This is a genomic window from Aeromonas taiwanensis (genome assembly GCF_000820165.1).
Taxonomy (GTDB): domain Bacteria; phylum Pseudomonadota; class Gammaproteobacteria; order Enterobacterales; family Aeromonadaceae; genus Aeromonas; species Aeromonas taiwanensis.
On record NZ_CDDD01000008.1, the window covers coordinates 118657 to 133502 of the forward strand.

A 14846-nucleotide genomic window follows, 5' to 3' on the forward strand; every position below is an offset into this window, starting at 1 on the left:
TTGCCCTCTTCACAGGAATCGCCACAGCACAAGGACCCGGACATGCCGACTCTCGCCAGCATACATCTCTACCCCATCAAGTCGACGGCAGGCATGCCACTGGCCCGCGCCCTGGTGACCCAGGAGGGGCTCGCCGGGGATCGCCGCTACATGGTGGTCAAACCGGATGGCAGCTTCATCACCGCCCGTACCCACCCCCAGCTGCAACTGGTCGTCGCCACTCCGGTGGAGGGCGGCCTCCTGCTGCGCTATCCGGGGTGCGAGCCGCTGACACTGCTGGAGCACGAATTCACTCTCACCCCGCAGGCCACCGGCGTCTGGAGCGACAGCTTCAACGCCCTGCACACCCACACCCGCGCCGATGAGTGGTTGAGCCGGGTGGCGGGGGAGCCTGTTCAGCTGCTCTGGCTCGGCGAGGAGTCGAACCGCTATCGGGAGAAGACCGGCACCCGGGTGAGCTTTGCCGACGGCTATCCCCTGCTGCTGATCGGTCAGGGTTCCCTTGAGGATCTCAATCTGAGATCCGATGCCCTGCACCAGATGAGCCAGTTTCGTACCAACCTGGTGGCGAGTGGCACCAGTCCGTTCGAGGAGGACGGCTGGAGGCGGATCCGCATCGGCGAGGTGGAGTTTCTGGTGGCCAAGCCGTGCAGCCGCTGCATCATGACCACGGTGGAGGCGGGCACGGATCGCTTCAATGCCCTGAAAGAGCCGCTCGCCACCCTCACCCGCTATCGCCGTGGCGAGGATGGGGAGGTCTATTTCGGCCAGAACCTGGTAGCCCTGAACGAGGGGTGGATCGAGGCGGGCAGCGAGATCGAAGTGCTGGAGCGGGTACGCCCGCCGATCTACCCCAACGCGGCGCCCAAGAAACGGGAGCTGGTGTGTGTAGCCCGGGAACCCCTGGCACGGGATCTGGAGACCTTCTGGTTCGAGGCGGCCGACGGCGAGCCCCTGCCCGACTACCTGCCGGGCCAGCACCTGCCCATCAGCCTGGACATCAAGGGAGAGCGGGTGCAGCGCCGCTACACCCTGAGTTCCACCCCGGAAAAGCCCGAGCGTTACGGCATCAGCGTCAAGAAGCAGGCCGATGGCCGCCTCTCCCCCTGGCTGCACCATGAGCTGAGCGTGGGCGATCGTCTGCTGGCCGCCTCCCCGGCCGGCGAATTTCATCTGGGGTCCGAGCGCAAGCTGCTGCTGCTCTCGGCAGGCTCCGGCGTCACCCCCATGCTATCGATTGCCCGCACCCTGCACCTTCGCGGTGAACTCGACGAGGTCCATTTCATGCACCTGTGTCGCAGCGAGACGGACATTCCCGCCGCCCGCGAGCTGCACGCCATGGCGCAGCTGGGGATGACCCTCACCCTGATCCTGAGCCAGCCCGAGGCTCACTGGCAGGGGCTCAGGGGGCGACTGGATGACAGCCACCTCGGCCAGGTCAAGGGGCTGGCCGAGCGGGAGGTCTTTATCTGCGGCCCCCTGGGCTTTATGGCCGATGCTGCCAACCGGCTGACCGCCCTCGGCGTACCGGCTGGGCGCATCCGCCAGGAGAGCTTTGGCGGCGCCATCCTCTCGGTGGCCCGTCCCCACAAAGCGGTAAAACTGCGCATCGGGGAGCAGGAGTTTGCCGGCAACAACCAGGGTACCGTACTGGATCAGGCCAACAAGCAGGGGGTGGAGATGCCCTGGAGCTGCCGCGCCGGCATCTGCGGCAGCTGCAAGCGCACCCTGATCACAGGTGAGGTGGATCACCCGGATGCCCCCGCCATCACCGCCGCCGAGCGGGCCGAGGGCAAGTTCCTCGCCTGCTGCGCCGTGCCTCTCACGGATCTCGTGGTCGAATAGGGTGATCGGGGGCAAGAATGCCCCGTCCCGTAATGCAAAACGGCTGCCCAGGGGCAGCCGTTTTTGCTATCGCGTCTTGCTATCAGCCACGCAGGGCGGCGATGCGCTGCTCGATGGGCGGGTGGCTCATGAACAGCTCGCTCATGGAGCGCTTGCCGTTGATGCCAAACGCCATCATGGAGCCCTCCATCTGCGGTTCGGCACCGCGGGAGAGACGCTCCAGCGCGGCAATCATCTTGTCGCGGCCGGCCAGTTTGGCAGCACCGGCGTCGGCGCGGAATTCACGCTGACGGCTGAACCACATGACGATGATGGAGGCCAGCACACCGAACACCATCTCCAGCACGAACACGGTGATCATGTAGGCAAAGCCGCCGGTGCTGCTGCTCTCTTCCTCGTTGTTGGAGCTGAAGAAGTTGCTGATGACGCCGGCCACGATGCGGGCGAAGAACATCACGAAGGTATTCACCACCCCCTGGATCAGGGTCAGGGTCACCATGTCGCCGTTGGCCACGTGGCTCACCTCGTGGGCCAGCACGGCTTCCGCCTCGTCGCGGCTCATGCTGTAGAGCAGACCGGACGACACGGCGACGAGGGAGTCGTCGCGACGGGCGCCGGTGGCGAAGGCGTTCATCTCGGGGGAGTCGTAGATCCCCACTTCCGGCATCTTGATGCCCGCTTCACGAGCCTGGCGGGCAACGGTGCTCACCAGCCAGTGCTCGGTCTCGTTGCGGGGTTGCTCGATGACCTGGACGCCATAGCTGCGCTTGGCCATCCACTTGGACATCAGCAAGGAGATGAAGGAACCCCCAAAACCGAACACGGCGCAGAACACCAACAGACCGGAAATGCTGGACTTGTTGATCCCCAGAACCGAGAACAGGATGTTGAGCACCACCCCCAGCACCAGCATGACGGCCAGGTTGGTCACCAGGAATAGCATAATTCGCTTCATATTGACTCCTTGTGAGATATGGATGCATGGTTCGGGCCACCCCGGAGGGAGACCCAGCCCATACTTGCCCCCGATAATAGACAGACTCGATGAATGTTTGCTGAATGTCTGGCGTCAGAGCAGGGGTTCAACGTCGAGATACCCGCACAAGTCCGCCTCGTGCACGGCCTCGACAAAGGGTATCTCACCCAAAAATGGGGCCGGCAGCAAGGCTTTCAAGGTCCCCAGGTTCTCTTCATAGCGGCTCATGTGCGGATCCACCCGGTTGACCACCCAGCCGGCGATCCTCAGCCCCTGCTGGCGGATGGCGGCGACGGTGAGCAGGGCATGGTTGAGGCACCCCAGCCTGGCCCCCACCACCAGGATCACAGGCAGGTCTTCCCGGGCCACCCAGTCCGAGAGCAGATGCTGGTGATCCAGCGGCAGGCACCAGCCCCCCGCCCCCTCGACGATCACGAGTTCGGCACCGCTTGCCTCGATCTCCCGCAGTCCCGCCGACAACCCGGCAAAGGAGATGCTTTCCCCCACCTCCCGGGCGGCGATATGGGGGGCGATGGGGGGCTCGAAGGCATAGGGGTTGACCCGCTCATAGGGCAGCGGGAGGCTGGCGGCTTGCTGCAACAGCAGGGCATCCAGGTTGCGCAGCCCTTCCGGGGTCGGGGTGCAGCCCGCCGACACGGGCTTGTATCCGGCGCAGCGAATGCCCCGAGCGGCGAACGCCTGCAGCAGGGTGCGGGCAACCTGCGTCTTGCCGACGTCGGTGTCCGTGCCCGTGACGAAATAGGATCTGGTCATGATGACTCCTTGATGCAATGCAGGGGCGCGCCATCACGCCCCGTTTCGAGATGGGATAAGGGCGACCCTGCGCCCGCCACCGATGGCGGCCAGCCCCGGCCTGTGACCGAGGCGCCGGGCCTTTCGGGTCAGCGGCGCACCAGGCGCCCGAGGCAAACCTCATAGGTGGCGGCCAGCAGGCCGTCCGGCTGGCGGTAGCGCTCGTAGGCCTCTCCCAGGCGCACCAGGCGCTGGCGATGGCCGAGGCCGGTATTGCGCGCGTCGTTGACCTGGCTCGCGCCTATGCCCTTGAGGTCGCGCAGCAGACCGCCGATCTCCGGGTAGGCGAGGGACCAAGTGACGGGACAGAGCTCGGGCGCCGTGAAGCCCGCGGCGTCGACGGCCTGCTGCAGCCGGGGCAGCGTCAGGAAGCGGTTGACATGGGCACGGCCATCGACGGAGCGCCAGGCCTCCCGCAGTTGCCACAAAGACCCCGCCAGCAGGGTCGAGAAGAAGATCTGGCCGCCGGGCCGGAGCACCCTGTGCAGCTCGGCAAAGGCCTGGGCGGGGCGCTCGCACCACTGCAGGGCCAGGCTGGAGAAGACCCAGTCCAGGCTCTGGTCGGCAAAGGGCAACGCCTCCGCATCGCCGCACACCAGGCGGGCGCCGCTGCCGCGCAATGCGGCCTGGGCCAGCATGCCGGGAGCGAGATCCAGCCCCGTCAGTCCGTTGCAGCGAGAGGCCAGCTGGGGCAGAAAGAAGCCGGTGCCACAGCCCAGATCCAGCCCCTGACCCCGGTGCTCCTCCGCTATGCCCTCCTCGCTCATCCGCCCCAGCAACGCCTGCCCCACCTCCTGCTGGAAGCGGGCATGGGCGTCGTAGTGGCGGGCCGCCGCCCCGAAGCGGCGGGCAAGCTGCGCCTTGTCCACCGACTGGAAACGCTCATGGAGCATGGGCGCCTCCTCTCTCGTCGACCGGGCGGGGACCCAGCGCCTCGAGCAGGCGATCCACGTCGTCCTCGCCGTGGGCGGCGCAGAGGGTGATGCGAAGGCGCGCCGTGCCGGCCGGCACCGTGGGCGGGCGGATGGCGCCGGCCCAGACGCCGCGCTCACGCAGTCGCTCGGCCAGTTGCAGGGCGGCACTGCTCTCCCCCACCAGCAACGGCTGGATGGGGGTGTCGCTTGCCCCAAGCTGCCAGCCCAATGCCTGCGCCCCCTGCCGGAACCGGGCGACAAGGCGAGTCAGGTGGGCACGGGCCTCGTCGGCCCCACGCACCAGCTCGATGCTCTGGCGCACGGCGCACGCCTGGGCGGCAGGCATATGGGTGCTGTAGACGTAATGACGGGCGAAGTTGACGAGATACTCCACCAGCTCGCGGCTGCCACCCACAAACGCGCCGGCCACCCCGAGCGCCTTGCCAAAGGTGCCCATCTGGATGTGTACGCTGCCCGGACTGACTCCTTGCGCCGCCAGGGTGCCACGCCCCTCCGGCCCCAGCACCCCGAGGCCGTGGGCATCGTCGATCATCAGCCAGTTGCCGCTCCGGGCGGCCAGGCGGCTCAGTTCACCCCAGGGGCCCTGATCCCCGTCCATGCTGAAGACCCCCTCCGAGACGATCAGGCCCCGGCTTGGCTCAAGCAGCCGTTCAAGAGCGGACATGTCGTTGTGGCCAAAGCGCTTCATCTTGCAGGGCAATTGGCTCCCCATCTCCTGCAGGGAGGCGTGGTTGAGCCTGTCCTGCCACAGCAGATGCTCCTTGCCGAGCAGGGCCTTGAGCACCGCCTGATTGGCGGAAAAGCCGCAGTTGAACAGCAGCACAGCCTCCACCCCGAGCCACTCGGCCAGCGTCTCCTCCAGCTGCTGATGAGCACGGCTGTAGCCGGTCACCAGGGGGGAGGCGCCGGCGCCCGCGCCATATTGCGCCACGCCTGCCGCGAAGGCGGCCTTGATGGCGGGGTGACCGGCGAGCCCCAGGTAGTCGTTGCCAGAAACGTTGAGGCAGTCGCGCCCACCGACCCGGATCCGCCCGCCGCTCGCGGCCTCCACCGGGGTGCGGCGGCGCAGCAGGGCGGCCTGCTCACGCTCGGCCAGGGCCTGCCCCAGTGCAAAGGGACCAGTGACAACAGGGGTCATCATGTGCGGACGGCTTCTGCGCGGGGGCGAGTGGCATCGTAGAAGAGCTCATTCGGCTCGCGCTGGCGGTTCACCTCGGCCAGCAGCTCTTCTTCTTGAACCTGATCCGGCTTCTGGGCCCGCTGGGCGGGGCGAATGCCGAGCCGCTTGAAGAGCTGCATGTCGCTGTTCTCGTCCGGGTTGGGGGTGGTCAGCAGCTTGCAGCCGTAGAAGATGGAGTTGGCCCCCGCCATAAAGCACATGGCCTGCATCTGCTCGTTCATCTTCTCCCGCCCGGCGGAGAGGCGCACGTGGGAGGCCGGCATCATGATGCGCGCCACGGCGATGGTGCGGATAAATTCGAACGGGTCCAGATTCTCCTGGTTCTCCAGGGGCGTCCCCTTCACCTTGACCAGCATGTTGATGGGCACGCTCTCCGGGTGGCGCGGCAGGTTGGCGAGCGCCATCAGCAGGCCCGCCCGATCCTTTGCCTGCTCCCCCATGCCGACGATGCCGCCGGAGCAGACCTTCATGCCGGCGCCGCGCACGTGCTCCAGGGTATCCAGGCGGTCCTGGTAGGTGCGGGTGGTGATGATGTCGCCGTAAAACTCCGGCGAGGTGTCGAGGTTGTGGTTGTAGTAATCGAGCCCCGCCGCCCCGAGGCGCGCCGCCTGATCGGCGGTGAGCATCCCTAGCGTCATGCAGGTCTCCATGCCGAGCCCGCGCACCTCTTCGATCATCCGCAGGATGTAGGGCATGTCCTTCTCTTTGGGGTTGCGCCAGGCGGCCCCCATGCAGAAGCGGGACGAACCGTTGGCCTTGGCCTCACGGGCCCGCTCCAGCACTTTTTCCACCTCCATCAGCCGCTCGGCCTCGAGCCCGGTGTGATAGCGGGCGCTCTGGGGGCAGTACTTGCAGTCCTCCGGGCAGGCGCCGGTCTTGATGGAGAGCAGGGTGCTCACCTGCACCTCGTTCGGGTCGAAATGGGCGCGGTGCACCGTCTGGGCCTGGAACAGCAGATCGTTGAATGGCAGGGCAAAGAGGGCCTGAACCTCGGACAGGGTCCAGTCGTGACGAAGGGCGTGACCGCCCGCGGTGAGAGCATTCATACATGGCTTCCGGTTGTTATTGGTGGGATCCTGCGCCGCCAGGTGGAATGCGCGGCCGCTGAACCCGCCACCAGGCCGTGCGCAGAACGGGTGCACGATGCCAAGTGGCTGAAATTGTTGGCTAGTGTAGAGAGCACGCGTAGACTGTCAACACCAACCAGATCAAATAAATTGACAACAGAACGCAAAATGAACAATCAAGAATTCGACCTGCACCACGTCTGGCATCCCTATACCTCCCTCACCCATCCCCTGCCCTGCTACGAAGTGGCCAGCGCCAAAGGGGTGACCCTCACCCTCAGCGACGGGCGCGAGCTGGTGGACGGCATGAGCTCCTGGTGGGCCTGCGTCCACGGCTATCAGGTGCCGGAGCTCGACGCCGCCGCCACCGCCCAGCTCGGCAGGATGTCCCACGTGATGTTTGGCGGCCTGACCCATGCCCCTGCGGTGGAGCTGTGCCGCAAGCTGGTAGAGATCACCCCAAAGGGGCTGGACAGGGTGTTTCTGGCGGATTCCGGCTCGGTGGCGGTAGAGGTGGCCCTCAAGATGGCGCAGCAGTACTGGCACGCCAGGGGCACGCCCAGAGCCAAATTCGTTGCCCTGCGGAGCGGCTATCACGGTGATACCTTCGGCGCCATGAGCGTGTGCGATCCGGATGGCGGCATGCACGAGCTCTACAAGGGCTTCCTGCCCGAGCACCATTTCGTGGAAGCCCCGAGCTGCCGCTTCCACGCCGAGTGGGACGAGCGTTGCGTGGTGGAGCTCGCCACCCTGATGGCGGATCATCACGAGGAAATCGCCGCCATCGTGCTCGAACCCATCGTCCAGGGGGCCGGTGGCATGCGCTTCTATCACCCCCGCTACCTGCAGTGGGTGCGCGCCCTGTGCGACGAGTTCGGCGTGCTCTTGATTGCCGACGAGATTGCCACCGGCTTTGGCCGCACCGGTCAGCTGTTTGCCTGTGACTGGGCCGGCATCAGCCCCGACATCATGTGTCTGGGCAAGGCCCTCACCGGGGGCTACCTCACCCTGTCGGCGACCCTGACCACAGAGCAGGTTGCCCGCACCATCTGCGACGGCAAGGCGGGCGTCTTTATGCACGGGCCCACCTTTATGGGCAACCCGCTTGCCTGCGCCGTGGCCAACGCTTCCATCGACCTGCTGCTCGCCTCCCCGTGGCAGGAGCGGGTGCGCGCCATCGAACACCAGCTGCGCACCGAGCTGGTGGCGCTGACCCTGCACCCGGCGGTGGCCGACGTGCGGGTGCTCGGCGCCATCGGGGTCGTGGAGATGAAGGAGCGGGTGGACGTGGCACGCATCCAGCGCAAGTTCGTGGCGCTCGGGGCCTGGATCCGCCCGTTTGGCAAGCTTATCTACCTGATGCCCCCCTTCGTCATCACCCCAGAGGAGCTGCGGGTATTGACCTGCGCTATCGGCGAGGCCATCACCACCGGCGAGTTCTGAATCCGGCTGCGCTGATCTGGCATGGGCCCCGCCACTACGACGGGGCCCTTTGGCTCTTTTTCATCATAATGTGAGCAAACTATCAAAAGACCCTGACCCGGCAAGGTACACTGCGCGGGTTTTACCCAACAGATGTACCAGTCCCATGCGCCTCTCCATTGCTGCCAAGTTCAACTTCTTCCTGCTCTTCATCTTCTCCATGGTATTGGTGTTCTCCGCGGCCTATCAGGCGGTGCGCGAGCGGGATCTCATCCTGGGCCTCATCAAGGAGCAGAGCCACGAGCAGACCGAGGCCTACTTCGACGGCCTCAACATGCTGATGCTGACCGGCAAGATGGATGCCCGCGACACCCTGCGCGCCAAGTTTCTCGATCACGCCCACGTGGAGGATGCCCGCATCGTACGTGGGGCGGCAGTCAACAAGCAGTACGGGCCGGGACGCGACATTGAGGCCCCCAAAGACAGATACGATGCCCTGGCGCTGGCGGGCAAGGGCAGCCTGGAGGTAGAGCACGACGGCATGCACAGCCGCCTGGTGGTGACCCGCCCGCTGCTGGCCAGGAAGGATTTTCGCGGCACCGACTGCACCAGTTGCCACCAGGTGCCGGAGAATACCGTGCTGGGGGCGGTGCGCTTTGACTACTCCCTCGACACCCTGTTCACCCGGGTCGAACAGAACATCCTCACCTCGGCGCTCAGCCTCACCCTCATCTTCGGTCTGGGGCTGCTGCTCACCCTCTGGGTCATCCGCACCTGGATAGTCCGTCCCCTCAACCAGCTGACCCGCTCCATGGAGGAGGCCACCGATCGCAACGACTTCGGCCATCGGCTGGAAGTGGACGAGGGAGACGAGATCGGCCGGGTGGCGATCGCCTACAACCAGATGCTCGACAGCGTGGAGCGAAGGCTCGGCAAGCGCACCGCAACCCCGCCCCGGGACGAGGCGTCCGGCGATCACCCCCGGTAGTAGAACAGCAGACTGGCGAGCAGGATCAGCAGCAGGATGAGCAGGTTGACGTGCAGGGCGTCCTCCTGGCGGCGGCTGCGCCTGCGCTCCAGCAGCAAGACCGCCAGAGTCAGCAGGGAGCAGGCCCAGAGCCCGTGCTCCAACCAGGGAGTGAGCAGGGGATCCCAGCCCTGGCGCACCCTGACCCCGCCATAAACCAGAAAGCCGTAGGCCACCTGTGGCCGTGCGAAATGGTAGAGGGAGAGCAGGGCGATGAACCCGCCCCAGCAGAGGATCACCAGCCCCTGCAGTACCCGTATCCAGCCATCCGGCCCGCGCCTGCGTTCCTTCACCCTCACCCCCGCCATACCGTCAGGATCCATGCAGGATGCATGGGGAAATCCCCGCAAGGGTCCGACATTTTTGCTTGTTTATCAAACCCGCGCGGGTAAGATGAACGGCTTAGTCTGCCATGGTGGGCCAACTGCGCCCGGGCCAGACCCCAAGTGTTGCAAATAGCGCTGCAAGAACAAGCTGGAGACAATATTTCGATGACGCACGCATCCGTAGTAGATGTGCTGGCCGGTAAGTATTCGGTCGGCACCACCCAGACAGTCAAAGGGTGGATCCGGACCCGCCGCGATTCCAAGGCGGGGATCTCATTTTTGGCCATTTCCGATGGCTCCTGCTTCCATCCGGTGCAGGCAGTCGTCCCCAATACCCTGGCCAATTACGAGGATGAAGTGTTGCGTCTGACCACCGCCTGCTCCGTCGAAGTGACCGGCCTGGTGGTGGAATCCCAGGGCAGCGGCCAGGCGTTCGAGCTGCAGGCCACCGACGTCAAGGTCGTGGGCTGGGTCGAAGATCCGGACACCTACCCCATGTCTGCCAAGCGCCACAGCATCGAGTACCTGCGCGAGCAGGGCCACCTGCGTGCCCGCACCAACATCGTCGGCGCCGTGACCCGGGTGCGCAACTGCCTCTCCCAGGCCATTCACCGCTTCTTCCACGAACAGGGCTACCTCTGGATCGCGGCCCCGCTGATCACCGCCTCCGACACCGAAGGGGCCGGCGAGATGTTCCGCGTTTCCACCCTGGACATGGAAAACCTGCCGCGCACCCCCGAAGGCAAGGTGGACTATGACAAGGACTTCTTCGGCAAGGAGACCTTCCTGACCGTGTCCGGCCAGCTGAACGTCGAGACCTACGCCTGCGCCCTGTCCAAGGTCTACACCTTCGGGCCGACCTTCCGCGCCGAAAACTCCAACACCAGCCGCCACCTGGCCGAGTTCTGGATGGTGGAGCCGGAAGTGGCCTTCGCCAACCTGGAAGACAACGCCGCCCTGGCCGAAGCCATGCTGAAGTACGTCTTCAACGCCGTGCTGGCGGAACGCCGCGACGATCTGGAGTTCTTCGCCCAGCACGTGGACAAGGACGCCATCGGCCGTCTGGAGCGCTTCGTTGCCTCCGACTTCGCCCAGATTGACTACACCGACGCCATCGAAGTGCTGAAGAACTGCGGCAAGAGCTTCGAGTTCCCGGTCTCCTGGGGCATCGACCTCTCCTCCGAGCACGAGCGCTATCTGGCCGAGGAGCACTTCAAGTCCCCGGTGGTGGTGAAGAACTACCCGAAAGACATCAAGGCCTTCTACATGCGCCTCAACGACGACGGCAAGACCGTCGCCGCCATGGACGTGCTGGCCCCGGGCATCGGCGAGATCATCGGCGGCTCCCAGCGTGAAGAGCGTCTCGAGGTGCTGGATGCCCGTCTGGCCGAGATGGGCCTGAACAAGGAAGACTACTGGTGGTACCGCGACCTGCGCCGCTACGGCACAGTGCCGCACTCCGGCTTCGGCCTGGGCTTCGAGCGTCTGGTGGTCTACGTGACCGGCATGGGCAACGTGCGCGACGTGATCCCCTTCCCGCGTACCCCCCGTACCGCCGAGTTCTGATCGCGGACAACACGCGAATCGCAAAAAGCCGACCCCAGGTCGGCTTTTTTGTGCCCGTCGTTTCCCCTTCGTATCCCCATTGCCCCTGAAGCGGGACCAGATTTCGCCCCGGTAAAGCGAGTCTGCCGTAGTTTTTATGCACTTAAATCGGAAAAAGGCGAGTTGTTGAAGCAACGCAAATTTTTACCCCTTTAGGGAGGGCAGAATGACATCACTCCCTAAAGGGGTAAATAACGGCAGATGATCCCGGGGCCCTGGCCGATGGGGACATGGATTCAACCACACGAGGTAATGGAATGATCTTGATGGAATTTTTGGTGGTACTCGGCTGCTTGCTGCTGGGAACCCGCTTTGGTGGCATGGGGCTGGGTCTCATCAGCGGCATCGGTCTCTTCCTGCTGACCTTCGTCTTCGGCCTGGTGCCGGGCGAACCGCCGGTGCAGGTGATGCTGACCATACTCGCGGTGATCGGTTGCGCCGCCACCCTGCAGACCGCCGGTGGCCTCAACCTGATGATGCAGGTGGCCGAGCGCCTGCTGCGCCGCCACCCCCAGTACATCACCCTGCTGGCGCCGCTCACCACCTGGACCCTCACCTTCCTGTGCGGTACCGGCCACGTGGTCTACACCATGTTCCCCATCATCGCCGACATCGCGCTGCAAAAGAACATTCGCCCCGAGCGCCCCATGGCGGTGGCCTCCGTTGCCTCCCAGATGGCCATCTGCGCCTCGCCGGTGTCGGTGGCCGTGGTCTCCATGGTCTCCATCCTGGCGGCGGCCCACGGCGTGGGTCAGGCCTACGGTCTGCTGGACATCCTGATGGTGGCCATCCCCTCCTCCCTGACCGGCGTCATGGTCGCGGCCCTGTGGAGCCTGCGCCGCGGCAAGGATCTGGACAAGGACGAGGAGTTCCAGGCCAAGATCAAGGACCCCGCCCAGCGCGACTTCATCTACGGCGGTGGCGAGACCCTGCTCAATACCAAGTTCCCGAAAGAGGCCTACTGGTCGACCTGGATCTTCTTCGCCGCCATCGCCGCCGTGGTGCTGCTGGGTGCTGATGAGGCACTGCGCCCCGTCTTTACCATCAAGGAGAAGACGGGCCCCCTCTCCATGAACCTGGTGATCCAGATGATGATGCTGATCGCCGGCGCCATCATACTGATGCGCTGCAAGGTCAAGCCGGGGGAGATCGCCAACGGCGCCGTCTTCAAGGCGGGCATGGTCGCCATCTTCTCCGTGTTCGGGGTCGCATGGATGAGCGAAACCTTCTTCCAGGCCCACATGCCGCTGCTCAAAGAGACCCTGGCCCACGTGGTGCAGGCCCAGCCCTGGACCTACGCCCTGGTGCTCTTCCTCATCTCCAAGCTGGTGAACAGCCAGGCCGCGGCGCTGACCGCCATCGCCCCCATGGGGCTGGCGCTGGGGGTCGAACCCAAGCTGCTGATCGCCTTCCTGCCGGCGAGCTACGGCTACTTCGTGCTGCCGACCTACCCGAGCGATCTCGCCTGCATCGGCTTCGACCGCTCCGGCACCACCCGCATCGGCAAGTTCATCATCAACCACAGCTTCATCATTCCCGGCCTCATCGGGGTGGTGACCTCCTGTACCCTGGGCTTCATCCTGACCAGCATCCTTCTCTGACGGTGTCACGCCGCTCAATCGGTTCCACAGGCCCCCGCTCGGGGGCCTGTGCTTTTCGCTCACCTTCCCGCTTTGCCAACCGCCCGCGCACTGGGTAGCATGCTTCCTCCTTCATCAACGGAACCGTCCCCATGTCTCGCGTCATCGTGCTCTGGAGCGGCGGCAAGGATGCCATGCAGGCCCTCTGCCATGCCCGCGAAGCGGGTCATCAGGTGGTGGCCCTGGTCACCTTTGCCCCCCCTTCGCCCCGCTTTCTCGCCCATCCCCTGTCACAAGTGCAGCGACAGGCCGCAGCCCTCGGGCTGCCCCACCGGCTGGTCACCATAGAGGCGCCGTTCGACCAGGGTTATGAGCGGGCACTGGCAAAGCTTAAGGAGGAGTGGCGCCTCGATGGGGTCGTCACCGGCGATATCGACAGCGTGGGCGGTGCGCCGAACTGGATCCGCGAGCGCTGCCGGCCGCTGGGGATCGCCGTCCACACCCCGCTCTGGCAGCTCTCCCGCGAGGCGCTGCTGGCGGATCTGCTGGCCCGGGGCATCGTCGCTCACCTCTCCTGCGTCGACACCCGGGTGCTGGCCCCCGACTGGGTGGGGCGGGTGCTGGACAAGGGAGCCCTCGCCGAGCTGCAGCAGCTGGCGGCCACCCGGGGCTTCGATGCCTGCGGCGAGCAGGGGGAGTACCACACCATGGTGACCGACGGCCCGGGTTTTGCGGCGCCCGTGATCCTAGGCCACTGGCTGGTTGCCCGTCAGGATCACCTCGCCTACCTGGCGGAGACGGAGGGCTGACACGCCGGCCAGTCCCTGCGAGCCGCCGTCCCACGGGACACCATCCCCCCATGAACGCCGGCGGGTACGCCACAGAGGACAGCCCTCTCTCGTGGCGTGCCTTTGCGTCGATCCCCCTTCGACCGTCTCAGCCCCCATTCTCTTGCTCTCTATGTTCCTCCTGCCACAACCACAGATAAAACCAATAAAGGCAAACGATTTTAGTTTTAAAGGCCAGTAATGAGTCAAATAACAACATTTAACTCTGATGAAGGCGTACTAGAATGCCTCCCGAGGCATAGAGGCCGACAACCTCCACTTTGTTTGCGTTGGATCAACGTCCATCGGGCATGAAGTGGCCAAGATGCCCGTCGACACAGAGCGACCATTTCGCACCGGAGAGAGTTATGACAAACCAAGCCACCGCGGGCACCTCGACCTGCGACTACAAGCTGTGGGACATCCTCGTCGAGTCTGCAAAGGAACGCACCACCATTCGTTACTCCAAGCTGGCCAGGCAGGCCGGGCTGGAGCAGTGCCAGGACGAGCTGCGCACCCTGCTGCAACGCATCCGCATGTACTGCACCGAAAACCATCTGCCGATCCTCTCCGCCATCGTGGTGGATGACGTGGGCAAATACGCCGGCCTCTCCTCCAGCCTGCCGGACGCGCCCTGGGAGCGGGCCCGGGTCTTCGACCACGAGTGGACCACGCTGCACTGATCCTGCCGCATCTTTACCTTGTCAAAACGCGCCCTCTGGCGCGTTTTGAGCCTCTCCCCCTTCCCCTTCGTTACTGGTAAAACCAGCGAGTCTGGCCGCGAGCGTTGCCATGGGATCGCCACAATGCCAGAATCGGGCCCTTGCATGATTCCACCTTCGGATTTCAGGGCCCCAGGCCCCCAGACAAAGGATCCCTCATGGCCACCACCCTCTATGGCATCAAGAACTGCGACACCATCAAGAAGGCCCGCAAGTGGCTGGATGAAGCGGGTATCGACTACCGCTTTCACGACCACAGGGCCGACGGCCTGACCCCGGAGCAGCTCGATCTCTGGCTGGAGCGCCTCGGCTGGGAAGCCCTGCTCAACACCCGTGGCACCACCTTCCGCGCCCTGCCGGAGGAGGCCAAACAGGGGCTCGACACCGCCAGGGCCCGCGACCTGCTGCTGACCCACCCCGCCATGATCAAGCGCCCGTTGCTGGACAAGGATGGCGAGCTGACCCTGGGCTTCAAGGCCGACCACTATCAATCCCTCTTCTCTCGTTAAATCTTTCTGTTA

The 14846-nt window shown here is 65.0% G+C and carries 14 protein-coding genes; 8 read left to right on the top strand and 6 right to left on the bottom strand.

Annotated features, from left to right (window positions below; translation table 11 throughout):
- Positions 1-42: 42 nt before the first annotated feature.
- Positions 43-1845 carry a hybrid-cluster NAD(P)-dependent oxidoreductase gene (locus tag BN1136_RS01575; protein ID WP_043761879.1) on the top strand — a complete coding sequence of 601 codons (1803 nt, stop codon included), beginning with the start codon at positions 43-45 and terminating at the stop codon, positions 1843-1845.
- An 82-nt stretch (positions 1846-1927) separates the two neighbouring features.
- Here BN1136_RS01575 and htpX read toward each other — a convergent pair whose 3' ends face one another.
- From htpX to bioB, 5 genes are all read right to left on the bottom strand, one after another.
- Entirely contained in the window at positions 1928-2800 is an 873-nt protein-coding gene (gene htpX / locus BN1136_RS01580) for a protease HtpX (protein WP_043761880.1), read from the bottom strand.
- A gap of 114 nt (positions 2801-2914) precedes the next feature.
- The gene (bioD, locus tag BN1136_RS01585) at positions 2915-3595 is read right to left on the bottom strand and encodes a dethiobiotin synthase (protein WP_043761882.1); all 681 of its coding nucleotides are present in this window, start codon (positions 3593-3595) and stop codon (positions 2915-2917) included.
- Between the two features lie 128 nt (positions 3596-3723).
- On the bottom strand, positions 3724-4527 hold the full coding sequence (gene bioC / locus BN1136_RS01590) for a malonyl-ACP O-methyltransferase BioC (RefSeq protein ID WP_043761884.1): 804 nt from the start codon (positions 4525-4527) through the stop codon (positions 3724-3726).
- Positions 4517-5710: an 8-amino-7-oxononanoate synthase gene (bioF, locus tag BN1136_RS01595; protein WP_043761886.1), complete on the bottom strand. Its 1194-nt coding sequence runs from the start codon at positions 5708-5710 to the stop codon at positions 4517-4519. The genes bioC and bioF overlap by 11 nt, the downstream gene beginning before the upstream one ends.
- Positions 5707-6795: a biotin synthase BioB gene (bioB, locus tag BN1136_RS01600; protein WP_043761887.1), complete on the bottom strand. Its 1089-nt coding sequence runs from the start codon at positions 6793-6795 to the stop codon at positions 5707-5709. The genes bioF and bioB overlap by 4 nt, the downstream gene beginning before the upstream one ends.
- Before the next feature lie 189 nt (positions 6796-6984).
- On the opposite strand from bioB, the gene bioA reads away from it, so the two are divergent.
- Positions 6985-8259 carry an adenosylmethionine--8-amino-7-oxononanoate transaminase gene (gene bioA / locus BN1136_RS01605; protein WP_043761889.1) on the top strand — a complete coding sequence of 425 codons (1275 nt, stop codon included), beginning with the start codon at positions 6985-6987 and terminating at the stop codon, positions 8257-8259.
- A 145-nt stretch (positions 8260-8404) separates the two neighbouring features.
- Positions 8405-9226 carry a HAMP domain-containing protein gene (locus BN1136_RS01610; RefSeq protein ID WP_043761890.1) on the top strand — a complete coding sequence of 274 codons (822 nt, stop codon included), beginning with the start codon at positions 8405-8407 and terminating at the stop codon, positions 9224-9226.
- Here BN1136_RS01610 and BN1136_RS01615 read toward each other — a convergent pair.
- Complete coding sequence (locus BN1136_RS01615) at positions 9214-9573, bottom strand: hypothetical protein (RefSeq protein ID WP_043761891.1); 360 nt, start codon at positions 9571-9573, stop codon at positions 9214-9216. The two genes, BN1136_RS01610 and BN1136_RS01615, sit on opposite strands and share 13 nt — an antisense overlap.
- A gap of 183 nt (positions 9574-9756) precedes the next feature.
- Between BN1136_RS01615 and asnS the strand changes: the two genes are divergently transcribed.
- The 5 genes from asnS (at position 9757) to BN1136_RS01640 (ending at position 14834) form a co-directional block, all read left to right on the top strand.
- Positions 9757-11157 carry an asparagine--tRNA ligase gene (gene asnS / locus BN1136_RS01620; RefSeq protein WP_043761892.1) on the top strand — a complete coding sequence of 467 codons (1401 nt, stop codon included), beginning with the start codon at positions 9757-9759 and terminating at the stop codon, positions 11155-11157.
- 296 nt (positions 11158-11453) lie between these two features.
- Positions 11454-12797: an anaerobic C4-dicarboxylate transporter gene (locus tag BN1136_RS01625; RefSeq protein WP_043761894.1), complete on the top strand. Its 1344-nt coding sequence runs from the start codon at positions 11454-11456 to the stop codon at positions 12795-12797.
- A 131-nt stretch (positions 12798-12928) separates the two neighbouring features.
- A complete protein-coding gene (locus tag BN1136_RS01630; protein ID WP_043761895.1) occupies positions 12929-13585 on the top strand; it encodes a Dph6-related ATP pyrophosphatase in 657 nt (218 codons plus the stop codon).
- 386 nt (positions 13586-13971) lie between these two features.
- Positions 13972-14286, top strand: a complete 315-nt coding sequence (locus BN1136_RS01635) for a hypothetical protein (RefSeq protein WP_197068409.1) — start codon at positions 13972-13974, stop codon at positions 14284-14286.
- A gap of 197 nt (positions 14287-14483) precedes the next feature.
- Positions 14484-14834 carry an ArsC family reductase gene (locus BN1136_RS01640; RefSeq protein ID WP_043761899.1) on the top strand — a complete coding sequence of 117 codons (351 nt, stop codon included), beginning with the start codon at positions 14484-14486 and terminating at the stop codon, positions 14832-14834.
- The last annotated feature ends 12 nt before the right edge of the window (positions 14835-14846 follow it).